The organism is Armatimonadia bacterium, assembly GCA_039679385.1.
Classification (GTDB): domain Bacteria; phylum Armatimonadota; class Zipacnadia; order Zipacnadales; family JABUFB01; genus JAJFTQ01.
The window spans coordinates 1-26,516 of sequence record JBDKVB010000153.1 but is presented as its reverse complement, the minus strand read 5'-3'; the positions used below and the strand labels follow the sequence as shown (position 1 = coordinate 26,516).

The window sequence follows — 26,516 nt, the reverse complement described above, 5'->3', positions numbered from 1 at the left end:
AGCGAGGTGAGGCTCTAGTACTTCAGCGTGACTTCCTTACCGGCAGCGGCGCTCTTGTAGAGGCCGTTGAGGATGGCGATGACATCCATGGACTGCTCGGCCGGTACGGGCGACGGAGCGTTGTTAGCGACTGCCTCGGCGAAGGCGACGCACTCCTTCGCATGGGGCTCGCCCTGAGCCGCGTTGAAGATCTGCATATTCATGATCTGGCGCGTCTCGTTGTTGGACATGACGAACTCGTTGGTGGGCCACTGGACGCCCGCCTTGGTCCCGTACAGCCACATCTGCATGTCTTCGCCGGGGGTCTTGTGGTGCAGCAGCCAACTGACCTCGAGGATGAGGGTAGCGCCGTTGTCGAACCGCACGAAGGCGGCTGCGAACTCCTCGACGTCAACATCCTTGGGGATGGGGGCGAGCTGCCACTGTGAGAAGGCACCGGGCATCCTGGAGAGCTTGTCGCCGGTGACGCCGGAGACCGTGACCGGACGCGGGTTGCCCATCATGAACAGGGTGAGGTCGAGGATGTGCACACCGATGTCGATGCACGGGCCACCGCCGGAGTTCTTCTTGTAGATGAAGCCCGGCCGGACCGGGTACCAGCCCCGGCGGAGCATCCAGCTTCGTGCATGGTACACGTCGCCGAGGGCGCCGGTGTCGATCTCGGCTTTGAGCGCCTGGGCGGTGCCCTGGAAGCGGAAGTGCTGGGCCGTCATGAGCAGCTTGCCGCTCTTGTCACGGGCGGCGATCATCTTCTTGATGTCGGCCGGCGTGGGCGCCAGGGGCTTCTCGCAGATCACGTGCTTGCCCGCGTTCAGCGCAGCGACGGTTGCCTCGGTGTGGTACATGTTCGGGGTGCACACATCAACGATGTCGATGTCCTTGTCGTTGATGAGGTCCTTCCAGTCCTCGTACTGCCGCTCGACTCCGTGCGCCTCACTTTGCTGCTTGAGCACCGTCGGGTTGATGTCGGCGAAGGCGATCATCTCCGCGATCGGGCTTTCCTTCCAGCCGGGGAAATGCGACCGCGCGATCCCGCCAACACCGATCACGCCAACCTTGAGCGTCTTGGCCACTTGTCCTCACGTCCTTTTGGGTTATCTGACACGGCTCTGTTGTCGCAAAGTCAGTGAACTGATCCATTTCCGCGTTCGAGGGCCGCTCTCCTTCCTGGGGCCCAACCTTCGTGGCAGGAGTCCCGTCAGGGCCGTCGAAAGTGTTCGCATCCGGTTCGCTCCTCGTCGCGTGGTGGTTCGCGGACGCACAGTTGCCGTCCAGCAAAGTGAGGCGAGGTCCCATGACGAGGCCGGTCCTTCTCGTTGCGGTGGTGTGCCTGGTTCTCCCCGCCTTCGCCCTTGCCCAGAACACTGATGCACCCGAGTGGCTTCCCTACACTGGAACGCCCAGCTTCGCCTTCCGGATCGTCTTCGGCACCGGGGCCACGGAGGCCCTCGACTACAGCGGCAGTGTGAGCGTGTCTTCGGGGACGGTGGTGAAGGTCGAGGGCTATCACTTCGAGGCGGCGGACAAGGTCACCGGGCCTGCCTCGTGGACCTGCAAGGCGGCCATGTCGCGGCCGAAGCAGCTCTCCCCGGATGAGGTTGCCCGCGGGATACGGGAGCGGACCGGTGTCCCGCAGCCGGTCGGTGTCCTTGTGTACCTCGACGCGCCGCTGACTGCTACGGCACAGGTGAAAGCAGGCGAGGCGACCTATGAGGTAAAGCTGGCGGAGCTGAAGTTCGGCCAGCCGCTCAAGCTCCCCCAGCGCGTTCAGGCAGACCGGATTCCCGTCAGCGATCGACTGACGCAGGGGCCGGCCATGAACGACTATGCCTCGATTGCCCTGGACGCCGCCGGCAACCAGTACCTGGTATACCTGGGCTGGGAGCCCGACGCCGACCAGCCCTTTGCGCGGTGCCGGATTGGTGGCGTCTGGGGCGCGCCGCTCAAGCTCGCGCCGCAACCGGGGGACTGTTACGACACTCGGGTCGCTGCCGCGGGTGATGGTGCGGTATGGGCCATCTGGTCGGCACGCGACGGGCTGAACTGGGACCTGTGGGGACGGCGGATCGATGGGGGACAGCCTGGGAAACTCGAACGGTTGACCTCTGACCCGGGGGCCGAGTTCTACCATGCGGTCTGCGCCGACAAGCAGGGACGTCTATGGCTGGTCTGGCAGGCAGCACGCGATGGGCAATATGACATCTTCCTGAAGCCCTATGAGAACGGTGCCTGGGGAGCTGAGATTCGGGTCAGTGACGAACGGGCCAACGACTGGGAACCCGCCGTGGCCGCCGACAGCTCGGGGCGTGTCTACATCGCCTGGGATACTTACCGGAATGGCAACTACGACGTCTGCCTGCGCACTTACGAGGGCGGGACGCTGAGCCCAGTCCGTGCCATCACCTCCGCACCGGAGTTCGAGGCCCATGCATCGCTGGCGATAGACAAGCAGGACCGCCTGTGGATCGCCTGGGAGGAAGGTGGAGTGCTGTGGGGTAAGGACCAGGGCTTCCTGGTCAAGGAGCGCGCCTTCAGCCGCCTGCACAGTAACCGCATCCCGCGTCTGGTGTGCCTCGAGAACGGGACGCTGAAGCAGCCGGAGGCGAACCTGCCCGATAGTTTCACCGTCGGATCGCGCAGGATGAATGAGCTGCCCCAGGTATGCTTCGACGGTGAAGGTCGGCTGTGGATGATCTACCGCCGTCAGGAGGCCAAGCAGAGCGGAGGCAACCCCTTTACCACCTGGTACAACTACGCGGCTTACTGGGATGGCACCACCTGGCGCAGTGACGTCTGGATTCCCTACACCAACGGGCGCGAGGATGTCGATCCGCAGGTCGTCGCTGCGCCTGACGGTGGACTGGTAGTGGCCTGGGCGGTAGACGAGCGGCCCTGGCGCAACCCGATTCCGGGCAACTACACGAACTCGGGGACGAACAACGCCTATGTGACGCAGTTGGTGGCCGATCAGGGAACGCCGGGCACGCCACCCCTGGTGCCCTATGTGCCGACAGCGACCTTACCGCTCCCGACGAACCTGCACCCCAACGAGTTCGCCGATGTGATGCGTCGGCAGTCGGCACGCTGGACCGTGGCCGGTGTGGTCTACCGGGCCCTGTGCGGGGAGACGCATCGGCATACCGACGTGTCCTTCGATGGCGGCGGCGACGGCAGCATGTACGACATGATGCGGTATGAGGTGGATGCGGCGCGGCAGGAGTTCCTCGCCGCCTGGGACCACGACAACGGAGGCGGCCAGGACTACTCCTGGTGGCGTTCGCAGAAGCTGGCTGACCTGTTCTACATCGAGGATGTCTTCGAGCCCCTGTACGGATATGAGCGAAGCCAGAACTACCCGGACGGGCACCGCAATGTGACCTTCCTCAAGCGGGGTGTTCGCTGCTTTGAGCGGGTCCGGATTCCGAACCCTAACGCGAGGCCGAACGCTCCCGCCCGGCAGAGGTATGTCCTGTCTCCCGACGACACAAAGAAGCTGTATGACTACCTGAGGGTCAACAACGGCATCTGCTTCTCCCATACCTCGGCGACGGACATGGGCACCGACTGGCGCGACAATGACCCGGAACGTGAGCCTGCCGTGGAGATCTACCAGGGCTGCCGGACGAACTACGAGTACGAGGGAGCGCCGAAGTCGGCGACGGCTGACCGCGTAGACCTGCAGATCGGCGGGTACCGTCCGGCCGGGTTCGTCTGGAACGCTCTCGCCAAGGGCTACCGGCTAGGCTTCATGGCCTCGTCGGACCACGGCTCCACCCACCTCTCCTACGCCGGAGTCTGGGCGCCGGAGTTCTCACGCCAGGCGATCTTCGACGCCTTCTGCAAGCGTCACTGCTTCGGCGCCACGGACAATCTCGTGGTGTGGTTCGGTGCGGGGAATCAGATGATGGGCGACGAGTTCAAGGCCCAGACGCCGCCGGTGATGCAGGCGAAGGTGCAGGGGACCGCGCCGATCCAGGTGATGGAGATCATCAAGGACGCCAAGATCGTGTACACCTACCGGCCCACGGGAGAGGCGAAGGACGCGGAGTTCTCGTGGCAGGACAACACGGCGCCGACCGGTACGAGCTACTACTACCTGCGGGTCATGCAGGTCGATGAGCAGATGGCCTGGTCCTCGCCGATGTGGATCAGCTACGGCGGTTAGGCCGGCCAGACGGGTCGAAGCACGAAGCTACAGGCCGAGCAGCTCTGCGCTGCCCGGCCTGTTATGCTGTGTCGAGTGGTCGCCGGACATGTGTTCAGGGTCCCCAGGCGGGCTCACTGGAGGCGCCGTCGTCTGTAAGGCGTCGCAGCCCTGTGCCATCGACGCCGATGACGTAGATGTCGGAGGTGAACTGCATCGCGATCAAGTTCTCCATGCGCATGGGCCCCACCTTGCCGGTGAGGACTGTGAAAGCGATCTGCGTGCCGTCGGGGGAGAAGCAGGGCTGACAGGCTAACTGGTTAATGGGGAAGTTGGTCAGTTGACGCAGGCCGGAGCCGTCCGCCTTCACCACAGCAATCTGTGCGCTGTTGTAGTCGGTCGTACAGGAGCCGTAGGCGAAGGCGATGCTTCGGCCATCTGAGGACCAGGCCGGAGAGCCGGCACCGTGACTGAGGCTCTGAAAGGTCGTCACAGCGTTGGGCAGGATCATCTGGCCCTGCACCAGAACCCGCGGGTTGGGGTGGTTTGCGATGAGGTCGGCAACGCTGACCAACGCGAGGTTTTCGCTCAGAGCGCGACCCCAGGCGACGGCGATCCACTGGCCATCGGGGGAGAGAGCCGGGTCTTTGGCGTTCTCTCCGAGGGCGCGAGTGGGCTCGAACATGGCGATCGGGATGCCGCCCCTGGTGATGTCATACAGGCTCACGTTGTCTGCGCCTTCGCGCTCCTTGCGGAACTGCGGATCGTACCCCCCGGGGAGGGTGGCGGCGATCCCCATCTCGGCGCGGTTCGTCCGGTACTCCAGCCAGGTCATGCTCCCCATGCCGACCACATAGCGCTGGTCATCGCTCAGGCTGGGCTGCCAGGCTTTGAGGGTGGCCCCCGAGACCTGAAGGGGCCCAACATCGTTCACCTGGTTCGGCTTTACCTCGATGAGGTGAACGCTGCCGTTGTCCGGCGTCTTCCACAGCTTCAGCCAGACTTGCTTGCCTGCCATCACCCGGGGCAGGATGAAGCGGTGAACCTGGGCGTCGCGCAGCTTCTCGTTCTTCTGGTTGACGACATCCACATCGACCTTCTGGCCGGGGTGGAAGACCGTGCCGTCAGAGCCCTGGGCGGTCACGCTGATCTCGGTGGGCGAGGTGGCGGCGACGAACTCAGCTCGGGTGTTGTCCTCCACCAGGCCGGTGACGATCCCGTAGCCCTCGGGAGCTGGTGCGCGCAGCTCGTTGCCTGTGACGCGGAGGACCCCGAGACCATCCGCGCGGGCGATGAAGATGTCCTCCATGCAGGCAGACCTGGCCATCATCCAGTCAGAGCAGAAGGCGAGGCGGTCGTACTTCGGCGACCACCGTGCCTGCTTGAAGGAAGTGAAGGGCTCACCGGTCAGGAAGGGCTGCTTTGCGCTGCCGTCGGAGTTCATGACGAACAGCTTCGGCACGATCCCGGTTGCCTGCAAGCCGCCGGCGGCTGCGACCGCGGGCACCCAACGGGTGTACACGAGGTGCCCGCCTGCGACGCGGGGCAGCGGCAGGGGGACCTTGAGGTCGCCGACTGGGGGCACAAGGGTCGGTGCTGCGGTAGCCGGCTGAGCGATGTTTGCGGGCGCCTGTGCCGCAGCGTCACGAGCGAAGCGCATCGGGGGACCGGCAGGATCGGTCAGTTCGAGCGTGTTGGGATCGGCAAGGCGGTACTGGTATCTGCGAAGCGGGGTGCCGCTGTCCGGTGTCGTCTCCAGTACGTTGCCCTGGAGTCGGTACTTGCCGGTTCCTCGCGCATCGGCAAGGGCTGACTTGACGGTCATCACGTAGGAGCCATCGGCAGAGAACTCATAGGTGACTGCAGGCTGTCCGTCCTGCCGCACCCACTTGCCGCACAGGCGCTCTAGGCTGGTGACCGTCGGTGCCGGTACGGTTCCCGGTACCGGTTGGCGCGCAAGCTGAAACCCGTTGCCGTCGTCGTCGGTCACGGTCAGCAGGTCGCCGGCAAGCTTGTAGTTGAGGGTAGTGCTCTCCGCCGAGCCCTCGTCGCGGAAGGTGATCTTCGCCCCGCTTACCGTGTAGCGACCGGTAAAAGTGCCATCCTGTCCGATTCCCCTGGCGGTGCGGGTGAAGGTGCCATCCACCCGCAGCACCAACTGGACTTCGAGTTCCTGGGTACGCACCAACCACGTCCCGAGGAGGCTTGCCTCGGTAGCAGCCGGGGAAGTCGGCTGCGCCCACGCCATCTGCGAGACAATCACCAGAGCGACAGTCACCCACGCAGCTTTGCGTCCCATCGACGTCCTCCTGTACCCCTGGCGGGCGGCGCATGATCTGAGTTCCAGTCTCGGCCTGTCTGTTCACCACCTTGTCAACAGTCCCCTTCTCTGACCTTTGCCGGAACCTCCGACGGGTCCAGAGGGGACCCGGGCGACAAAGAGGACATCCAGCAACGGAAGAGGGGCGCCGATCTGGCGGCGCCCCTCTCGATGGCACAGCGAAGGGGACTGCCTGAGTCGGGCCTAGAGCTTCTTCCAGGGGTCCTTGGGGAGCATTACGCAGCCGGCGCCGAGGGTCTGGCGCGGTTCTCCCGATACCTTCAGCTCAAGGACTGTCGTCACCGGATCGGGTGCCTGCTCGGGCAAGCCGGTCAGCACCAGGCGGTCCAGCTTCTGCGTGAAGGCCACTTCCGGGCCACCCATCAGATGCGCTTCCTTCACCTCGCACTGTAGCCCGCCGATAGCGATCTGCGAGCCCGGCCAGCGGTTGACGTGGTAGTACAGTGTGTCTCCCTTGCGGGTGAAGGCGCCGATGGGCGACCACTCCTGCTGCATCGCGTCCGTGGCGTCGTAGATCGCGTCGCCGTACTTGTCGAGCCACTCGCCGACCTGCTTGAGGACCTTCGGGCACGGTGCCGGAACACTGCCGTCCGGTGCCGGGCCGATGTTCAGCAGGAGGTTGCCGCCGCCGGCTGCAACCTGGCGCAGCATCCCTGCAACCGCCCCGGCGTCCTTCCAGTCGGTGTCAATCGGAGTGTAGCCCCAGGCGTTGTTGAAGGTCATGCAGGCTTCCCACATTCGGCCGCCTTCCTCCGCCCGGATGTGCTGCTCGGGTGTGCCGAAGTCGCCGGGTAGCTGGTTACGGTTGTTGATGATGATGTCGGGCTGCAGTTCGAGCGCCATACGGTTCATCTTCTCGGACTCCCAGCCCTCGGCGTCGAGGGGCCAGGACACGTCATACCACAGGATGTCGATCTTGCCGTAGTTGCTCAGCAGCTCGCGGATCTGCCCGTGGATGTAGTCGACGAAGCGGCGACGCGACTTCTCGTTTTTCGCGCACTTGGCCCCGTCGGGGTGGTGCCAGTCCATGAGAGAGTAGTAGAAGCCGACCTTGAGCCCCTCGTCACGGGCCGCCTCAACGTACTCCGCCACCAGGTCGCGCTTGGGACCGCGTTTCACGGCGTTGTAGTCGGTCAGCTCGGAGTTGAAGAGGCAGAACCCCTCATGATGCTTGGTCGTCATGACCATGTAGCGCTGACCGGCTTGCCTTGCGAGCTTCGCCCACTTCCGAGCGGGCCAGGGTCCCGGTTTCCAGGAATCTGCCAGTGGCTCGTACTCCTCCAGCGGAATCCGTTCGCGGTTCATGACCCACTCGTGGCGGCCCAACTGGGCGTACAGGCCCCAGTGGATGAACATGCCGAAGCGAGCTTTGCGGAACCACTCAAGACGTCGTGCGCGATCCTGCTCTTCTGATGTTGGTTTGTTGGCGGGCGACATTCCAGCACTTCCCTTCCTCATTGAGGCTGGTAAGCTCCCAGTGTGGTCGACGCAGCGGGAAGCTTCGCCACAGGCCCTGCTGATTCCTCATGGGGAGGTGGAAGGAAGTTGTGCCTCGCCGGGCGAAGCGACTTGTAGCGGCTCTCTGTCGTGCCCCGCAGTCGGCGTAGACTTTTGACTGTGTGCTCTCATGTGTCATCCCACGCATCTCTGTCGTGACCCAGGAGGTCATCCCGACACCATGAACAGGTATCTGTCCTTCTTGTCCATCGGCGCGTTGGCTCTCCCGGCGCTGGCCTGTCTGGCCTTCACCGTGCCCGTCCACTGCGCAGCAGCAGACCTCATGCTCTTCGATTTCGAGGGCGGCTTTGACTTCTCGAAGGTCCCGACCTCCGACGTGAAGGTCTCCCAGGCCAAGACCGAGGGCGGTTCCGCTCTTCGGGTGGATAGCGGTCACGGTGTGGACTGGCCGGGCATCACTCTGGTCGCTCCCGGCGGCACCTGGGACCTATCGAAGTGCGACTACATCGCCCTTGATGTGCGGAACGTCGGCACCAAGGACGTGCAGGTCAACTGCCGCGTTGACAACGCCGGCGCCGACGGTGTCAACAACTGCAACACAGGCAACATCGCCCTCAAGCCCGGCGAGAGCGGAGTGCTGCAGGTGACCTTCAGCCGCAAGCCGCAGGGGATCCCCGGTATCAAGCTCTTTGGCATGAGGGGCTACCCGACCCAGCAGGCCGACACCACCCACACCATCGACCCGGCGAAGGTTACGCAGCTTGTGGTTTTCGTCGGCAAGCCCACGGCCGACCACTCCTATGAGATCGACAACGTGCGCGCCGGTGGAACCTACACCCCGCCACCGCCGGACACGGTGACGGCGGAGACCTTCTTCCCCTTCATCGACACCTTCGGCCAGTACGTGCATCGCGAGTGGCCGGGCAAGACCCATTCGGTGGCGGAGATGACTCAGCGCGTGACCGAGGAGGCTAAGGACCTGGCCGACCATCCCCGTCCGGCAACCTGGGACAAGTGGGGCGGCTACGCCAAGGGGCCGACGCTGAAGGCCACGGGGTTCTTCCGCACGGAGAAGTACGACGGCAAGTGGTGGCTGGTCGATCCCGACGGCAAGCTCTTCTGGGCCCACGGAATGGACTGCGTGCGTAGCGGCGACTACACGCCGACCGATGACCGGAAGACGTGGTTCCAGGACTTCGGGGGGGACAAGCCGGAGTTCCAGGAGTTCTGGGGCGTCCAGGGGCACGTTGTGAATGGCTACTATGCGGGCAAGCAGCCCAAGGTCTTCAACTTCACCAACGCCAACCTCAAGCGCAAGTACGGGGATAGCTGGCGGGACCTTTCCGCGCAGCAGGCACACCGGCGTCTCGCAAGCTGGGGCATGAACACGATCGCCAACTGGTCGGACCAGAACGTGTACCTCATGCATCAGACTCCCTACACGGTCGCCGCAGGGACCGGGGGCAAGAACATCGCGGGTAGCACCGGCTACTGGGGGCAGTTCCGGGATGTCTTCGACCCCAGCTTCAAGGAGGCCACACAGAAGCGCATGGCCCAGGAGGTCGGCAAGAGCGCAGGGGACCCCTGGTGCCTGGGCTACTTCGTCGACAATGAGCTCTCGTGGGGCGACGACACTTCTCTGGCCCTGGCGGCTCTCCAGTCACCGGCCGATCAGGCGGCAAAGCGCGTGTTCCTCGAGGACCTCAAGGCGAAGTACGGTACCATCGACAAGCTCAATGCCATCTGGGGAACCACCTGCGCCTCCTGGGAGGCGCTGCTCGAGAGTCGTGCCGCACCGGACAAGCAGAAGGCAGGCGAGGACCTTCGCGCCTTCTACTCCAAGCTCGCCGAGACCTACTTCAAGACCGTGCGGGACTGCGTGAAGGAAGTCGCGCCGGACAACCTGTATCTCGGGTGCCGTTTCGCCTGGACCAACAACGCCGCCGCGCAGGCCGCCGCGAAGTACTGTGACGTGGTGAGCTACAACCTGTACCGGCGCTCTGTGGCCGACCTGGACTTCGCCGGTCTCGGTGACGTGCCGAGGATCATCGGTGAGTTCCACTTCGGCGCCCTCGATCGGGGGATGTTCCACACCGGTCTCGTGAAGGTGAAGGACCAGGCGGAGCGTGCCGACGTGTACCGAAGCTACCTGCGTGGCGCCCTGCTGAATCCCACTTTCGTCGGCACCGGCTGGTTCAAGTACCAGGATGAGCCGACCACGGGTCGCGGGCTGGATGGCGAGAACTACCAGATCGGCTTCGTCGACTGCTGCGACACGCCCTACCCGGAGACCATCGCTGCCTCGCGCGAGGTCGGGGCAGATATGTATGAGGTCCGTCTCGGTCTGGTGAAGTGAGGATTGTGACGCTAGCCTTGAGGGCCGCTGCCTCCAGTTCCGGGGGCAGCGGCTCGTGACTCCTACCCCAGACCCTCCGCTGAGGTGCGATCCATGAACTTCCTGCTCATCAACCCGGATGAACTGCGTGCCGAGAGCGTGCGCTGCTACGGGCATCTGCTCGTCGAGACGCCGAACATCGACGCGCTCGCCGCCCAGGGCACACGCTTCGAGCAATGCCATGTGCAGCACCCCGTCTGCACGCCGTCGCGGGCGAGCTTCATGACCGGGTGGTACCCGCATGTGCGGGGCCACCGAACGCTGTGGCACTGCCTGCGACCGGAGGAGCCGAACCTGCTGCGCTATCTCAAGCAGTCGGGGTACCAGGTGCGATGGTACGGCAAGAATGATCTGCTCTCGCCGGAGAGCTTTGCGCTCAGCGTGACCTCTGCGGAGACCCGACGCCGCGGCGGAATGCATGGTGCCAATCCCTACTCGCTGGACGACCCCGAGTACTACAGCTTCCTGTACGAGCCCTACAAGGGTTCGCTGGAGGAGCACGGCGATTACGCGAACGTCTCGTCGGCCATCGACTTCCTGCGCTCAAAGCCGAAGGAGCCCTTTGCGGTATACCTACCGCTGACCTTCCCGCACTGCCCGTATTCAGCGCCGGTGCACTGGCACGACCGCTTCGACCCGGCAGAGGTGCCTGCGCTTCGACCGGCGGATCTTCCGGGCAAGCCTGACTTCCACAGCCTGATCCGCGAGACGCGAAGGCTGACCGAGGTCTCCGAGGAGCTGCTGCGCAAGATCCAGGCCGTGTACCTGGGGATGACCGGGTTCACCGACGAGTTGGTCGGAAGGCTGCTGGCGACCCTTGAGGAGACGGGCCTTGCCGAGGACACGACAGTGGTGTTCTTCTCGGATCATGGAGACTGGGCCGGCGACTTTGGCCTGGTGGAGAAGTGGCCCAGCGGCCTCGACGACTGCATGACCCGGGTTCCCTTCGTGGTGCACACTCCCGGAGGGGTCAGCGGGCATGTGGTCGAGGAGCCCATTGAGTGCTTCGACATGATGGCGACGGTGCTTGAGCTCGCGGGGATTGAGGCCCAGCACACACACTTCGCGCGGAGCCTGGTGCCGCAGTTGCAGGGAGCTTGCGGCGACCCAGACCGCGCCGTCTTCGCCGAGGGAGGATACGCACGCCACGAGCCGCTGTGCTTCGAGGGCACTCCGGGCCAGGAGGCCACCTGGACCGACCGGAAAGCCATCTACTACCCGAAGGGCAAGCTCCAGCAGGAACACCCGAACAGCGTCTGCCGAGCGGCGATGATCCGCACAGCCACGCACAAGCTGATTCGGCGGGTGGAGGGCGTCAGTGAGCTGTATGATCTGACCGCGGACCCGCGCGAGTTGAACAACCTCTACGACTGTTCGGACTGCTCTGAGGTGAGGGCAGACCTGGAGTCGCGGCTGCTGGACTGGTACCTGCAGACGAGTGACGTGACGCCCTTTGAGCGTGACCCGCGCGGGCTACCGGCCAACCCCTTCATCGCGGAGGAGTAGAGCCGGCCGGTGCTCTGGCCGAGGCGACTTCGGGGAAGCTGCTCAGGTCGGGAGCAGGGGTTCCAGCGCCTTCTCGTACTCGGCGGCGGTCCGTTCATGGGAGTAGAGCGTGGCCAGAGCCTCCGAGCCTGCCTGGGCCCTCTGATGCGCTCCCGCGGGGTCGTCCATGACCTGTGCGAGTTGAGAGGCCAGGGCCGCAGCGTCACCCGGTGGGAACAGCGTTCCGCCGCCACAGAGGGCGAGCAGTTCGGGGTATGCACCGGCGTTTGGCACGACGACCGGCACCCCGGCGGCCAGGGCTTCCATGACGGCAACGCCGCGAGCCTCACTGAACCTGCTGGGGACGGAGAAAGCGTCGACGCCGGACAGCAGGCCAAGCTTCCCCTCGAGACCGACCTCCCCCAGATATTCGATCCGATCAGCGAGCCCCGATCGCTTCACCGATGCCTGGAGGCTCCTCCAGTAGCCTGCGTCGAGTACGAGGCCAGCCACGCGAAGCCGCACGTCACGGCCCGCATCGCGCAAGAGCACTCGCAGCGCCTCCACCAGCAGGTCAAGCCCCTTGCCGGGGGTGATGGAGGACAGGTAGCCAAGAGTGAAGGGCGCGTCGGCCAGGCGAGCCGAGCGTCCCATCGCGATGCGACGATAGGGGTCGACCTCTAGCCCAGTGTGGACGACCTTGACCTTCTCAGCGGGCAGGGCCAGGTAGTCGGCCATCTCCTGCGCATAGGCGTGGGTCGGAGCAATGAACAGGTCGATGGCCCTGGCGTTGCGGCGCATGAGGTCCTGGGCCTGGGTTCGATGGGGCTCGGTCATCGAGCGGACGAAGCCGTCTTCGCCCTGGAGGCCGCAGGTGATCGGCAGACCGAAGCGTGCCTTTAGCTCCGGCGCTACGCCCGACAGGAGCGTGTTCGTGATGCTGAACAGGTGGGGACGATCCTGGGAGAGGAGGTAGTCCAGAAGGCGGGCGAACTCCTTGACCTGGTTGCCCTCGCGGCCAGCCAGGACGGAGACCGTCGTGGCGCCGAGGTCTGCGGCTTCGGTACTCAGCGCGAACCGGGAGGCCCAGCGGAGGAGTGCAGGGCTGTCAAGTATGCGGTCGAGGAAGGGCGGCAGGCGACGGAACAGGCCTGAATACTGTTGCAGATAGGCGTTGATGCCGCCGAGGAAGACAGGTTGAGTGGGGAAGGGGTCGTCGCCCTCGGTCTTGAGAGGCGTGTACAGCGGGATGATCTGGAAGTCATGCCCGCGGCCGATGAGCCCTCGGGCAAGGGCCAGGTCACGTGCACAGGCGCCGCAGTACATCGGTCCGGCTCCGGCCGCCAGATGGAGGATGCGCAAGCTGAGCCTCTCCCTTCCCGTGACCAGGCCACTTCATGGGTGAAGCAATCCTACGGTCTTCGAGCGCGGATCGTCGCGGCCCCTCGCAAGGCTTGCGAGAAGGATAACCTGCCTTCATGTATCCGTCAAGGCTGCGGCGGACAGTGCTGGGGGTTCGGTCACGTGCGCAGCTCGGCCCTACTACAGGGGTGAGAACGGCAGGACTGCTAGCGTGTCCAGGGCAGCGTAGCGGAAGGGCCATCCTTGACATCGCGGGGCACGCCGCTATAATGGCGCAGAAGTGTGTCCCCCCGGGAAAGCCGGGCGGAAGCAGCACTACATCAATGGGAGGTAACACAATGAGGAGTGTCGGCCTGTTCGCAGCAGTACTCATCGCCGCAATGGCCGCCAGTCTGTGCCCGGCTTTCGCGCAGAACGCGGCGTGGCTGGGGCGCGGCGGCGCTGGTCTGGCAATGACCAACGAGGATGCCACCGCGTATGTCAACCCCGCGGGTCTTGCGCGCCTTACCGACAATGGCTTCACCACCAACGCGTCCGACAACTGGGTCGGGCAGGTTGGCTACATGAGCGACTCCAATGGCAGTCAGATGGACGTCTGGGCGCTGCAGGCTTCCATGCGCCGCCAGAATGAGAACTGGGGTGTTGGCGCCGGCTACAATTGGCTTGAAGGCGACAAGTCCTGGTTCGCAGGCTTCGGCCAGGGGTTCTCGAAAACGGCCGACAAGGGCTTCGCCTGGGGCGTTCTTCTCAGCCAGAACAAGTTCATCGAACCCGTGTATCCGACGGTTCTCGGCGTCCACACCGTCTCTCGTGTGACTGTCGATCTCGGCCTGCAGTACCAGAACCAGATCGATCTGCTTGGCTTCCCCGGCACCTGGTCCTTCGGGGCGACCTGCGTTGATGTTGCCGACGAGTTCCAGCGCTACTACAACGCCGGCCTTGCCTTCCAGACCGGCCGCGCCAAGCTCGCCGTCGACCTCATCGACCTGAACGATGACACCTACGATGGCAGCACCACCAACTTCGGTGGCGAGTACAAGCTGTGCAAGTACCTCACCGGCCGCGTCGGCTCCCTCGACAGCGACTTCACCTGGGGCGCCAGCGCGCAGTACAACCGCCTCGCCTTGGACTTCGGTACCGTGCAGGGCGAAGATGACGACATGGACATCCAGGTCTTCGGCATCCGCTACGGCTCCTCCTGGTAGGCAGCCCCTTACCGTCGTAACCAAGGGCCCCGGACTTGTTCCGGGGCCCTTTTCGTATCCCCCTGAAGGTCCTGTGGCGCCTCCTGCCGAAGCACCCCCATAGGTCGTAGTCTTCTGCCGTGGCCCTCCGATCACCACTCCGAGAGGAAGAGGCTGCCATGAAGGTCATCCTCGTCGTCACCGACTCGCTTCGCCGTGACCATCTCGGCGCCTACGGGAACCCCTGGATCCACACGCCGAACTTCGATAGACTGGCGGCGCAGGCCAACGTCTTTGACCACGCCTACATCGGGTCCTTTCCGACGGTGCCGACGCGCCGCGACCTGTTCCTGGGACGCGGGGACAAGGGCGTCCCCTTCAACCGCTGGAAGATGATCGATGGGGACGAGGTGACGCTGCCGGAGCGACTGGCGCAGGCCGGTGTGCCTTCCATGATGGTGACCGATGTTCAGAACACGGTGACGCGGGGGATCAACCTGTACAAGGGCTTCACCGCCTGGGTCTGCAACCGTGGCCAGGAGGCCGATCCCTGCTGCATGGACGCCGGCGTCCCTCTAGAGTTCCCGGTCGACCCCGAGCTGATACGTTACGGGGCTGACTGGTGGCACCAGATCCTGCAGACACGCGCGCATCGACGGGTTGAGGAGGATTGGTTCGCGCCGAAGACCTACTCAAAGGCGATCGAGTGGCTTGAGCGCAACTACACGCGGCCCGACTTCTTCCTGTACCTGGACACCTTCGACCCACACGAGCCCTGGGACCCGCCGGTATGGTACGAGGAGATGTACGACACCGGCTTCCATGGCCGCCGGTTTGAGGCGCCGACCTACGGCCTGCTCAAGTCCCTGGGGATCACCGCCCGGGAGCTGAAGAGCATCCGGGCGAGGTACGCCGGCGAGGTGTCGATGGTCGATGCCTCCTTCGGGCGGCTGCTGGCGGCCCTGGAGCGGCTTGGGATCAAGGACGAGGTGCTGCTGATCTTCACAACCGACCATGGCACCTGCATGGGCTATCCGGATGACAACGGGATGCTTCAGAAGGGGCACATGCTGGGTGCGGACGGTCGGATGATGGCAGCGGGCAAGCCTGCTGTGCAGCCCCATCAGTGGTTCCCGCACTACCGCGGCGTTTGCCATATCCCCCTGATGATCAAGCTTCCGGGGCAGACCGGTGAACGGCGTTTCGAGGCGATCACGCAGCCCTGGAACATAACCGCCACGGTGCTGGATGCCTTTGGGGTCGACATCGCGCCGGAGTTGTGGGGGCAGTCGCTGCTGCCGCTGCTGACGGGGAAGACGAAGTCCGTGCAGGATGCGGCAGTGCTCGGTGCTGCGGGGGGACACGCACAGGTGATGACGCGTGAGTGGATGTACTGCACGTGGCGGGGTCAACGCAAGCCGGCCCTGTATGACCTCGAGGCGGACCCGAACACTCGTCGCAATGTGGTGAGCAAGCACGCGGAAGTGGTGTCAGCCCTGCGCGAACACCTGGCTGCGTATCTGGACAGGCAGGGAATGGGGGAGATGCTGGCGCGTTACGAGTAACGCGGCCCTGCCGATAGGTCAGAGGCTGAGGCGGAAAGGAAGCGAGGCCGGAGCAATGCTCCGGCCTCGCTGTTTGGTCTGTGTGTAAGGGCGGCGGTGTGTTGAGGCTTAGCCCTTCCCGCCAGCGTGCTCCAGAGCCTCTTCGGCTTCCTGGACGTCCTTGGTCTCGCGCTTGGCCACGATGAGGGCAACCGCGATGATGGCGGCGAGGACGACGCCGATGAGCTTGAGTGCCAGGCTGTCCGCATAGGTAACGATGGCCGGGGCGATGAGCAGACCCACGGTGTTCATGACCTTGATGAGCGGGTTCAGCGCGGGGCCGGCAGTGTCCTTGAAGGGGTCACCGACGGTGTCGCCAACGACTGCGGCCTTGTGGGCGTCAGAGCCCTTGCCGCCGTAGGCGCCATCTTCGATGGACTTCTTGGCGTTGTCCCAGGCTCCACCTGCGTTGCACATGAGAACCGCCATGAGCTGCCCGACGATGATGATACCGCCGAGGAAGCCGCCGAGGCCCTCCCAGCCGAACCATGCGCCGATGATGACCGGGGAAAGGACAGCCAGCAGACCGGGAGCGACGAGCTCGCGGATTGCGGCGGCGGTGCAGATGTCGACGACCTTGCCGGACTCGGGCATGACGCCTTCCTTGCCCTCCATGAGACCAGGGATCTCACGGAACTGCCGACGCACCTCGTTGATGATCTTGAAGGCCGCGCGGCTGACGGCACGGATGGTCATGGAGCTGAACAGGAAGGGCATCGCGCCACCGATTAGGGCGCCGATGAAGACTGCCGGCTTGTCGATGTTGATGTGGTACTGGGAGAGAGCGGCCCCACTGATGCTCTCCGCGGCGCCACCGGTGCCGGCGCTTGCAGCGGCAACCTTGGACAGGTAGGAGCCGAAGAGCGAGATCGCGGCGATAACGGCCGAGGCGATAGCGATACCCTTGGTCGCTGCCTTGGTGGTGTTGCCCACAGAATCCAGCAGTTCGACGTTCTGGGTGTTGTCTTCGAGGCCGGCCATCTCGGAGATGCCCTGGGCGTTGTCGGCAACAGGCCCGAAGGTGTCCATGGAGATGATGACACCGGTTGTGGTCAGCATGCCGAGGCCGCACAGGGAGACACCGTAGAGGATCTCCACGGCGGTCGCCTCGCTACCGAACACGAGCATCGAGAAGACGAGACAGCCGCAGATCACGAACAGGGCGTAGACGGCGCTTTCGAGACCCTCGGAGAAACCGGTGAGGATCGTCGTTGCGCTACCGGTCTGGGTGGATCGGGCGATGGACTTGACCGGGGAGAACTCAGTGGAAGTGTAGTACTCGGTCAGCTTGTACATCGCGACCGCGAGGACGAGACCGGAGAAGGTGGCGAGGAAGAGCTTGGCCCAGTTGTCCGGGTCGTTGCCCACGGCGCCGACATAGAAGCGAGCCACTGCCCAGAAGGCGACTGCGGAGAGAAGGGCAGAGGAGACAAAGCCGCGGGTGATGGCCTTGATCGGGTGTTCGTCGTCGCTCTTCATCCTGGCGAGGCCGATACCGAACATCGAGGTCAAGACGCCGATCGCGCGGACGATGATCGGGAAGATGATCCACACGGTTGCCTTGCGCATGCCTTCGGGCGAACCGCCCTCGACGTGAGCTAGAGCTAGGATCATCGAAGCGACCAGCGTGATCTCGTAGGATTCGAAGATGTCGGCAGCCATCCCTGCGCAGTCACCGACGTTGTCGCCGACGTTGTCAGCGATAACGGCTGCGTTGCGCGGGTCGTCTTCGGGGATGCCGGCCTCAACCTTGCCGACCAGGTCGGCGCCTACGTCCGCAGCCTTGGTGTAGATGCCGCCGCCGACCCGCATGAAGAGGGCGAGCAGACAGCCGCCGAAGCCAAAGCCGAGCAAGACGTCAGTGGCGTGTTCCTTGTAGATCCAGAAGATAAGGGTTGCACCGACGAGGCCCATGGTGACGGTGAACATGCCGGCGACGGCGCCAGAGTTGAAGGCGACGGCGAAGGCGTCCTTGAGGCTCGTGCGGGCGGCATTCGCGCACCGCACATTGCCGCGGACCGCGAGGGTCATGCCCATGTAGCCGGTGACGCCAGAGGCGAGACACCCGAGCAAGAAGGCAACGCCGCGGGCGATACCGAGGTTCCAATTGCCCCCGGCGCTGAGGATCAGAGCGACAAACAGAAGGACGACCAGCAGAGCGATGGTGCGGAACTGGCGCCCGAGGTAGGCCATGGCGCCTTCCTGAATCTGGCTGGCGATCTGTTTCATCTTCTCCGTACCCTGATCGAGCGCTGTGATCCGGGTGCGGAGGACGAGTGCGTAGATCAGGCCGATTGCTGCGGCCACGAGAGTGAAGACAATCGCTCCATTCTCGAAGGCCGTCAGAGTCATCGATTGCACAGCTATCTCCTCCCTAGGTGTTGCAGTTTGGTGCACGTATGATTGCCCGGCTGTGCTGAGAGGCCACAGCCGGCCTAGTGCCTTAGTATCACGGCTTTGCCCGGGGTCTCCATCACCCGGGCGCCAACCAGGTGGATTGGCATAGCCTCAGAGGATTGCCTCTGGCCGTGAGCGCTCGGTACCCCTGCGCGAGCGCTCCCATCCCCCGACCTCAGCCCCCACTTACCGGCACACAAGGATGACTGTCAGGCCGACCGCCAGACAGTACGCGGCAAAGTATAGCAGATTTCCCCGTTTGACGCTATTGATTACCAGCACAATCGCGAAATATCCTGTGACCCCGGCAACCAGCGCTGAGAGTGGGTAGGTGAGCGGGTCAAGGCCCCCGGAGACGTGGGCTTCGACCATATCCTTGACCTTGAACAGGAACCCACCCAGGATGACCGGGATCGAGAGCAGGAAGGCAAAACGAGGCGCGAACTCGCGCTCGAATCCGCACAGGAGGCCGGCCGTGATCGTGCTGCCGCTGCGCGACACGCCGGGCAGAAGAGCCATCGACTGGGCCAGCCCCACGCCCAGGGCCTGCCGCCAACCAGTCTCCTTGAGGCCCCTGGTGCCCTGAAGACGTGACGCGACGGTGAGGATGAGCGCGGTGAAGAGGAGGCCATAGCCGTGGTAGATTGGTGTGTTCAGTGCGGCCTCAATATTGCTTTCGAACAGCGCGCCCAGAACCGCCGCCGGGATCGTTCCGAGTAGCAGTAGCCAGAAAAGCCGTCGGTACTGGCAGCGCTGCGAAAGTGCCGTCTCGCTCTCTTCACGAGCGGCTGGGAACAGCGAGCGGACCATCGCCCACAGGTCGTGGCGATAGTATAGGAAGACGGCGAGAAGCGTTCCCAGGTGGATCGTGATAAGGAAGGCGACCGGCATCTCTTCCACGCCGAGCAGTCGTCCAACGAGAGCGTCATGGGCCTTGCTGGATATCGGGAGGAACTCTGTCGCGCCCTGGACGACGGCGATCAAGACTGCTGTGAGGAGGTTCATACGGCTGGCTCAGCGCCTGTCCTTTCTGCGTCTGCGCCCTGCGTGGGGATGGCGTCGGCGTCGTCTGTTGTGTCGACGAAGGCCTGCCGATAGCGCAGGTAGAGTGCCCGCAGGATTCCTGCGGCCGGCACGGCCACCAGCAGCCCCAGTACTCCGAAGAACTCGTATCCCAGGAGCAGGCTGATGATGACGAGGACCGGGTGCAGCATGGCGCTACCGGCGAGGAGGATGGGAGTGAGCAACTTCCCATCAACCACGAACAGCAACCAGTAGCAAAGGAGCACGACGAGGCCCGTATGCACCCCATTCTGGATCAGTGGCAGACCTACGCAGAACACGCCACCGACGATCGGCCCCACAATCGGCGCCATACGGAGCACGCCCGCCAGCACGGCCAGCGACAGATAGGTGCTGACCCCGCAGAGCTTGAGGATCAGTCCAACTGCCACCGCGACGCCTCCACATAGCAGCACCTGGGCGCGGACGTAGCTGTGAAGCACAGCGCTGACGTCGCTGAGCGCATCGCGTACGAACTGCCTGTATCGCTTCGGGGCCGAGGCGATGGTTCCGTTGCGCAAGGCATCGCCGTCGATGAGGAAGTAGAAGGCGAGGACAGGCACAATCAGCAGCTCAACGATGTACCAGCCTCGAAGGAGCGCACCCTTGGCGAAGCCGAACTGGTACTGAAGCAGACTCTGGGTCATCTGCGTGGCAGCGCCCGCGACGCGGGAGACCACTTCCGGTGGGAAGTCCGCGGAGTGGGCATCCAGCCACATCTGAAGCTGGGTCGGCGCTTGCGCCAACCACGTCTTGGAGACCTGCAGGATGCCCTCTGTCTCGTGGAACAGTTGCGTGGCCATCAGAGAGACTACCAGCCAGAGCAACGCCACGCAACCGACCATAGCCAGAAGGGTTGCCGCCACGCGCTGCAGTCGAGCCGGGAGGGGCAAGCGCACACGGCACAGGAATCCGACGGCGGGTGACAGCAACACGGCCAGGGCGGTTGCGAGGATCAGGATGACAACGACGTCCCAGACCCGATCTACGAAGTGTGCGACCGCTCCCGGCACGTAGTACACCAAGTACAGCACGATGCCTACGGTAAGTGTCAACAGCGCTACGCGTCGGGTAGTCCACTGTTCCATGTCGCTCACGTGGCCGGGGGAACGCCCAGCAGCGGTCCCTGCGGGATGCCTGCCGGTTGACCTACTCGCTCGTCTCAGCCGGCGGCTGGCCGGGCTGCCAGTCGAAGTCCGCGGGACGTGCGTCACGCATTCCGAAGTAGAACTCGAGGGCGTCGCAGATTCGCGCAGACGCCTTGCCGTCGCCGTAGGGGCAGCCAAGGGAGGCCATGCGGCGGTACTCGTTGGGGTTGTTGAGCAGGTGACTGACTTCGGCGACGATACGCTCGGTCTCGGTACCCACGAGCTTGGCTACCCCGGCTGCCACGCCCTCCGGACGCTCGGTAGTGTCCCGCACGACGATGACCGGCACTCCGAGCGCCGGCGCCTCTTCCTGGACGCCACCAGAGTCGGTGATGATGATATCTGCGCGGGCCATCAGAGGAACAAAGGTGAGGTAGTCCACCGGGTCACACAGCACCACTCGCTCGGAGGACCCGAGGATCTCCTCGGCGGCCCTCTGGACCTTGGGGTTCTTGTGCACCGGGAAGATCACGTGCAGGTCGGAGAACCGTTCGATGAGTTCCTTGACCGCCAGGAAGATGCGGGTTAGTGGCACTCCAAGGCTCTCGCGACGATGGGCGGTGAGCAGGCAGACGCGACCCTTGAGGTCGTCGACCCAGGCAAGCTCGGTGCCGGCAAGGCCGCTACCGCGTTCGAGGACCGTGTAGAGGGAGTCGACGACCGGGTTGCCCGTCACGTAGATCTTCTCGACGTTGACGCCCTCCCCAAGTAGGTTGTGCCGGGCCCGACGCGTCGCCGCGAAGTGGACGTCGGCGAGGACGCCGACTAGCCGGCGGTAGATCTCCTCGGGGAAGGGAGAGTATTTGTCGTTGGTCCGCAGTCCGGCCTCGACATGCCCGACCGGAATCCTCTCATAGTAAGCCGCCAGCCCTGCGGCGAAGGCAGTGCAGGTGTCGCCCTGGACGATCACCATGTCGGGACTGCGCTTGGCGAAGGCGGGTTGCAGCAAGGTGAGTGCCCGGGAGGTGATGTCCGCGAGCGTCTGCTCCGGCTGCATGATGTTGAGGTCGACACTGGGCACAATGTCAAAGGCATGCAGCATCTGGTCGAGCATCTCCCGATGCTGGGCCGTGACGATGGCCTCGACCTGGAACTGCCCCTCGCGACGCCGCAGTTCATGGTACAGCGGGGCGAGCTTGACCGCTTCCGGACGCGTTCCAAACACCAGGGCAATCTTGGTTGGCATCATTGTTTCCACCATATCCAGAGGGCAGCAAGGCACAGTATCCCGGCGAAGCCGTAGATCACAAGCACCGCCTGACGGACGGTCAGCCCACGGTCAATCAGCCGGTGGTGAATGTGCGTGCGATCCCCCACGAGGGGGTTCTTGCCGCTCAGGATGCGTTTGAGGATCGCGCTGGTTGAGTCGAACAAAGGAACGCCCAGCACGAGGATCGGCAGGAATACTGCGACGGCAGTCGGGCTCTTGTAGGCGCCGACCACGGAGAGGCAGGCCAGCATGAAGCCCAGGAACATGGCCCCGGTATCGCCCATGAAGACGCGGGCCGGTGCGAAGTTGTAGCGCAGGAAGCCGAGGCAGGCTCCGACGAGTGCGGCAGAGGTGATACCGATGACGGGCACCACGGCGAACATGGGGGAGAAGGTCGACATGATGGTCAGGGTCAGAGCCGAGATTCCTGCTACACCGGCCGCGAGACCGTCGAGACCGTCAAGCCAGTTGAGGCCATTGGTGATGAGCACGATCCAGAAGACGGTGATTGGACCGGAAAGCGCCCCGAGCTCGACCCAGCTCTCAGAGCCCAGAAGGCCACCCAGATTCCCGATGCCCTCAATGCGGACACCCCAGGCGTAGGCGACGATAGCCAGCATGACCTGTGCTGTGAGACGACCCAGGGGAGGGAGACCGTGGATGTCGTCGTAGACGTTCAGCAGCACAAGGAGGCCTGAGGCGATGAACAGACCGATCACGACGTCGGGGACCGGCCAGCCCTCGACCGCAAGCACGGCAGCCCACACGGCAACGAAGATGGCAAGGCCGCCGGAGGTGGGCGTTGGATGCCTGTGTTTGTGGCGCCCACGCGGACGATCAACCGCACCCACACGGGGTGCGAGGCGAATCCAAAGGGGGGTCAGCGCCAGGGCAAGAATGAGCGAGGCGAGCGCGGCATAGGCTACAGCCATGGGCTAGGCGTCACGCTCCCCGCCACGCTGCCATCGGTGGAGTTCGACTCCGGCCTCGTTGAGCATGTCCAGCGACAAGGGATCAGGATACTCGCCCTCATAGACAATTCGTGAGACGCTGACGTTGATGAGCATCTTGGCGCAGGTTACGCAGGGCTGGCATGTGCAGTAGCAGATGAGGTCACCCTCCAGCCCGACGCCGTATACCGCAGCCTGGATGATGGCGTTCTGCTCGGCATGGAGGGCGCGGCACAGCTCAATGCGCTGCCCACTGGGAATGCCCTGCTGTCGGCGGAAGCATCCACCGAGCTCGGCGCAGTGCTGCAGGCCCTTCGGTGGCCCGTTGTAGCCGGTGGAGAGTATGCGCCGGTCCTTCACCAGCAAAGCGCCCACCTGACGGCGCTCACAAGTCGAACGGGTGGCCACGACATGGGCGATGTCCATGAAGTAGTCGTCCCATGCCGGGCGTATACGGTGAGGGGCATCAGGGCCCATCACAGCTCCGCCTCTGCGTTGCGCTCAATACTTCGAACCTGTTCGCGACGCCGGGCGTAGCGCTCGCCGTCGTCGACCGGCGCTGCCAGGAAGTTGCGGACGATGTCCCTGGCGATTTCGACGCCGAGGATGCGGCCGCCCAGGCACAGCACGTTTGCGGCATTGTGGAGCCGGGTCATGCGGGCGCTGTAGCTGTCACAGCAGTGCGCTGCAGCGACGCCAGGTATCTTGTTGGCTGCAATGCACATGCCGATGCCGGTGCCACAGACGAGGATCCCGAAGTCTGCGTCGCCGCGGACCACAGCTCGGCCAACGCGTTGGGCATAGCGGGGGAAGTCACAACTCTCCTGGCTATGCGTGCCGGCGTCCTCGACCTCATGCCCGAGCTCGGAGGCCACAAACTGGCGCACGACCTCTTTCATCTCATAGCCGGCGTGGTCTGAGCCAAGGATGATCTTCATGGTTTCTGCCTCGCTGCGCCCGGTGCTCGCGGCCCGTCTCTGCGGCCCGTCGAGTTGCAGGGGCCTGAGGTGTGCTGGTTTCCTGTGGCCGTTCACAGAAACGGCCCCCATGGAGAGGGGGCACGCTTTCCGTAGCGGCCACGCTCTCGGACGACGTTGCTCGTGCGCACAGCCATCATGGCCCAGGAAGGCGCCGAACCCGTCGCTACCGAGATGCCACTAGACCTGCTCGATGTCCTTCTGGGCTTGCTGGACCTTCGGCAAGCGGACCGAGAAACACGAACCCTTGCCGACCTCGCTCCACGACAGCCACACATCGCCGCCATGGGCCCGAGCAAGGTGCCTTACCAGGTACAGGCCGATGCCTGTTCCCTTGATTGCCTTGTGATCCACGTCATCATCAACCATGTGGAAGCGGTCGAAGATCTTCTCGCGGTGTCGGTCGGGGACGCCCAGGCCCTGATCGCGGATGTCGATGCGGACCTTGTCTCCCTCGTCTTCCGCGCTGATTGACACGGTCCCACCGTTGGGCGAGTACTTAATGGCGTTGCCGACCAAGTTGTCGAGGATCTGCTGAATCTTGTCTGCGTCAGCCTCGATGGGCGGCATGTCAGCCGGGACCTCGCACACCAACTGGTGCCGATCGGTGTAGGACTGCTGCTGTCCGAGCACACGGGAAGCCAACTCGTTGATGTTGACCTCGCTGATCTGCATGTCCAGCGCGCGACCGGACTCAATGCGCGACACGTTGAGCAAGTCACTGATCAGGCGGGTGAGACGGTCGCACTCCTGGTCAATGATTGTGTAGAACTCGTAGCGGGTCTCTTCGTCGTAGAGCGTCCCGTCTTTGTCGTCCAGCAGGGTCGCGACGAAGCCCTTGATGGAGGTCAGTGGCGTGCGCAGCTCGTGGGAGACCGTTGAGACGAAGGCGGTCTTCATCCGTTCGACCTGGCGCAGTTCCGTGATGTCGTTGAAGATCGCGACAATGCTCTGGACCTCACCGTTGTCGCCGGCAATCGCGGTGGCTTCGGCCTTGTAGATGCGCTTGTCTTCCTCGACGCCGATCTCTTTGGACTCGCCCCGCTGAGCCTGGTCGAGGTTGCTGAGCATCCCGAGGACGGACTCGTTGTTGACGACGTCAGAGAGCAGCTTGCCCTGATAGTCGTTGGCGGGGAGGTGGAGCATGGCGCAAGCAGCCGGGTTGATGAGGCGGATGCGGCCCTTCGTGGTGACCACGATCATGCCGGCGTGGATGCTCTCGAAGGTGTCTTCGAGTTGCTGCTTCTCCTCGGTCAGCTCGATGTAGAGCTGAGCGTTGGAGATGACGGCCGCCGCCTGGTCGGCAAGCATCTCGAGCAGGCGAACGTCGTCCTCGTTGAACTGCTGCTCATAGCGCTTGTTGAGGACGTGCAAGACACCGATGATGCGCTCATCGATGATGCGCTCCTCCTCATCGCGCTGCTTGATCGTCAAGGGCACGACGATACCGTTGCGGATGCGCAGCAGGGAGACTTCGGAGTCGAGGGTACGGGGGTCGTTCAGGGCATCATTGTAGATCGCCGACTCACCGGTCCGATATACGAGCCCACTCACTCCCTGCTCCGGGGTGACGTGCAGCTCGGTAGCCTGCTCCTCGGTGACGCCCATGGCAGGCGGCAACACGACCAGCTCCCCGGCCTCGGCCTGGTAGAGCATGATCATGACTTTTTCGGCCTGCACGATCATTGCGACCTTGTTGATGAGTCGCGAGAGGGTCTTGCGCAACTCAGGTCGCGTAACGACCACCATGGGCATCTCTGCCATGGTGGCGGCGGTGCTCAGTTCTTCCTCGAGCTCTTTGATCTTCCCCTGGAGTTCGCCGACGACAAGACGGTAGCGCTCCAGTTCCTTGCGCATCGCCCTAGGGTCCTCAGGGGCATTGGCGTCATCAGGCATCTATCGGGGTCCTCCTGGCAAGCCAGGCACACAGAACCTGACGGTCCGTGAAGAGGGAAGAGGAAGCCCGCCTCCAGCTCTCTGGGGATCGAAGCTGTCTGCATGCCCGGAACGACAGTATTCGTGTGGACGGACACTCTCCACAGGTGACACAATAGGGCGCCACGCCCGTGCCCAGACTCCCGGGCAACCACGCCCCGCCCTCAGTTCACACAGACCGCCGGGAGCCTGACGGATCCAGTCGACCTACTTACGTCCGCCACGCCGCCGTACATTGCGGGAGCGCTGAAGCTCGTTAAGGCGCTGATTGCTGCTGCGGATGAAGTCACCCAGTCGCTCTTCGAACTCTTGGGGCACCGGTCGCGGGCGGGGACGGTTTGCGGCGGCTGCAGAAGGCGTGCCTTCGCGGGGCGACAGCGGCTCCGCCTGCTTTGCAGACATCTCCAGGCGTCCGCCCTCCTTTTCGCCCGTCACCTTCACCCTAAGGCTCTCGCCTTCCTGAACATAGTCCGCAACATCGTGCACAAAGGCGTCGGCAATCTCCGAGATGTGTACCAGTCCACTGGTGCCATCCGGGAGCCGCACGATCGCTCCGTACTTGAGCAGCTTGACAACCGTTCCCTCGTATATTTCGCCGATCTCAACGGGCATATGCTGGCCAGCCTTGCTGGTCCTCCTTACAAGTTATCGCACGTCTAGTTCGGGACCCGTACCGGCCCCAACGAGGCATTATAATAACAGGGGTCTGCCCGAGTCAAGGAGTACCCCCCGGGCGACAGGAGCATCGGTTTTAACGCACAGCATTGGCGGCACGCGTAACCAGGTTACCGAGGAGGTCTGCTCGCACTTCTCAAGAAACGCGGTCTGTGCCTGCCAGCGACGTCGGGACAACCTGGAGTGTGG

Annotated in this window: 18 protein-coding genes; 5 read left to right on the top strand and 13 right to left on the bottom strand. The window is 64.0% G+C overall.

Going from position 1 to position 26,516, the window contains the following annotated elements:
- Positions 1–14: 14 nt before the first annotated feature.
- Positions 15–1,073: a Gfo/Idh/MocA family oxidoreductase gene (locus ABFE16_17755; GenBank protein MEN6347148.1), complete on the bottom strand. Its 1,059-nt coding sequence runs from the start codon at positions 1,071–1,073 to the stop codon at positions 15–17.
- A gap of 221 nt (positions 1,074–1,294) precedes the next feature.
- Between ABFE16_17755 and ABFE16_17750 the strand changes: the two genes are divergently transcribed.
- Positions 1,295–4,165: a hypothetical protein gene (locus tag ABFE16_17750; protein MEN6347147.1), complete on the top strand. Its 2,871-nt coding sequence runs from the start codon at positions 1,295–1,297 to the stop codon at positions 4,163–4,165.
- A 94-nt stretch (positions 4,166–4,259) separates the two neighbouring features.
- On the opposite strand, the gene ABFE16_17745 is transcribed toward ABFE16_17750, so the two are convergent.
- Positions 4,260–6,443: a hypothetical protein gene (locus tag ABFE16_17745; GenBank protein ID MEN6347146.1), complete on the bottom strand. Its 2,184-nt coding sequence runs from the start codon at positions 6,441–6,443 to the stop codon at positions 4,260–4,262.
- 225 nt (positions 6,444–6,668) lie between these two features.
- Positions 6,669–7,922 (bottom strand): alpha-L-fucosidase, encoded by a 1,254-nt coding sequence (locus ABFE16_17740; GenBank protein MEN6347145.1) that lies wholly within the window; start codon positions 7,920–7,922, stop codon positions 6,669–6,671.
- A gap of 241 nt (positions 7,923–8,163) precedes the next feature.
- Between ABFE16_17740 and ABFE16_17735 the strand changes: the two genes are divergently transcribed.
- Positions 8,164–10,299: a beta-galactosidase gene (locus tag ABFE16_17735; protein MEN6347144.1), complete on the top strand. Its 2,136-nt coding sequence runs from the start codon at positions 8,164–8,166 to the stop codon at positions 10,297–10,299.
- 93 nt (positions 10,300–10,392) lie between these two features.
- A complete protein-coding gene (locus tag ABFE16_17730; protein MEN6347143.1) occupies positions 10,393–11,844 on the top strand; it encodes a sulfatase-like hydrolase/transferase in 1,452 nt (483 codons plus the stop codon).
- A 42-nt stretch (positions 11,845–11,886) separates the two neighbouring features.
- Here the strand turns inward: ABFE16_17730 and ABFE16_17725 are convergent, their stop codons facing one another.
- Positions 11,887–13,185, bottom strand: a complete 1,299-nt coding sequence (locus ABFE16_17725; GenBank protein MEN6347142.1) for a glycosyltransferase family 4 protein — start codon at positions 13,183–13,185, stop codon at positions 11,887–11,889.
- A gap of 338 nt (positions 13,186–13,523) precedes the next feature.
- Between ABFE16_17725 and ABFE16_17720 the strand changes: the two genes are divergently transcribed.
- Together ABFE16_17720 and ABFE16_17715 are read left to right on the top strand one after the other, a co-directional pair.
- Positions 13,524–14,390, top strand: coding sequence for a hypothetical protein (locus tag ABFE16_17720; protein ID MEN6347141.1), 867 nt, complete (start codon positions 13,524–13,526; stop codon positions 14,388–14,390).
- A 158-nt stretch (positions 14,391–14,548) separates the two neighbouring features.
- Positions 14,549–15,934, top strand: a complete 1,386-nt coding sequence (locus ABFE16_17715; GenBank protein MEN6347140.1) for a sulfatase — start codon at positions 14,549–14,551, stop codon at positions 15,932–15,934.
- A gap of 108 nt (positions 15,935–16,042) precedes the next feature.
- On the opposite strand, the gene ABFE16_17710 is transcribed toward ABFE16_17715, so the two are convergent.
- The 9 genes from ABFE16_17710 to ABFE16_17670 form a co-directional block, all read right to left on the bottom strand.
- Positions 16,043–18,325 (bottom strand): sodium-translocating pyrophosphatase, encoded by a 2,283-nt coding sequence (locus tag ABFE16_17710; protein ID MEN6347139.1) that lies wholly within the window; start codon positions 18,323–18,325, stop codon positions 16,043–16,045.
- Positions 18,326–18,556: 231 nt separating this feature from the next.
- Complete coding sequence (locus ABFE16_17705) at positions 18,557–19,375, bottom strand: undecaprenyl-diphosphate phosphatase (protein MEN6347138.1); 819 nt, start codon at positions 19,373–19,375, stop codon at positions 18,557–18,559.
- Positions 19,372–20,520: an AI-2E family transporter gene (locus ABFE16_17700; GenBank protein ID MEN6347137.1), complete on the bottom strand. Its 1,149-nt coding sequence runs from the start codon at positions 20,518–20,520 to the stop codon at positions 19,372–19,374. The genes ABFE16_17705 and ABFE16_17700 overlap by 4 nt, the downstream gene beginning before the upstream one ends.
- Positions 20,521–20,581: 61 nt before the next feature.
- Complete coding sequence (gene wecB, locus ABFE16_17695) at positions 20,582–21,769, bottom strand: UDP-N-acetylglucosamine 2-epimerase (non-hydrolyzing) (protein ID MEN6347136.1); 1,188 nt, start codon at positions 21,767–21,769, stop codon at positions 20,582–20,584.
- Positions 21,766–22,722: an MraY family glycosyltransferase gene (locus tag ABFE16_17690; GenBank protein ID MEN6347135.1), complete on the bottom strand. Its 957-nt coding sequence runs from the start codon at positions 22,720–22,722 to the stop codon at positions 21,766–21,768. The genes wecB and ABFE16_17690 overlap by 4 nt, the downstream gene beginning before the upstream one ends.
- Positions 22,723–22,725: 3 nt before the next feature.
- The gene (locus ABFE16_17685; GenBank protein MEN6347134.1) at positions 22,726–23,193 is read right to left on the bottom strand and encodes a cytidine/deoxycytidylate deaminase family protein; all 468 of its coding nucleotides are present in this window, start codon (positions 23,191–23,193) and stop codon (positions 22,726–22,728) included.
- 23 nt (positions 23,194–23,216) lie between these two features.
- Positions 23,217–23,678, bottom strand: a complete 462-nt coding sequence (rpiB, locus tag ABFE16_17680; protein MEN6347133.1) for a ribose 5-phosphate isomerase B — start codon at positions 23,676–23,678, stop codon at positions 23,217–23,219.
- 219 nt (positions 23,679–23,897) lie between these two features.
- Positions 23,898–25,613: an ATP-binding protein gene (locus ABFE16_17675; protein ID MEN6347132.1), complete on the bottom strand. Its 1,716-nt coding sequence runs from the start codon at positions 25,611–25,613 to the stop codon at positions 23,898–23,900.
- 246 nt (positions 25,614–25,859) lie between these two features.
- The gene (locus ABFE16_17670; protein MEN6347131.1) at positions 25,860–26,264 is read right to left on the bottom strand and encodes a S1 RNA-binding domain-containing protein; all 405 of its coding nucleotides are present in this window, start codon (positions 26,262–26,264) and stop codon (positions 25,860–25,862) included.
- Between the last annotated feature and the right edge of the window lie 252 nt (positions 26,265–26,516).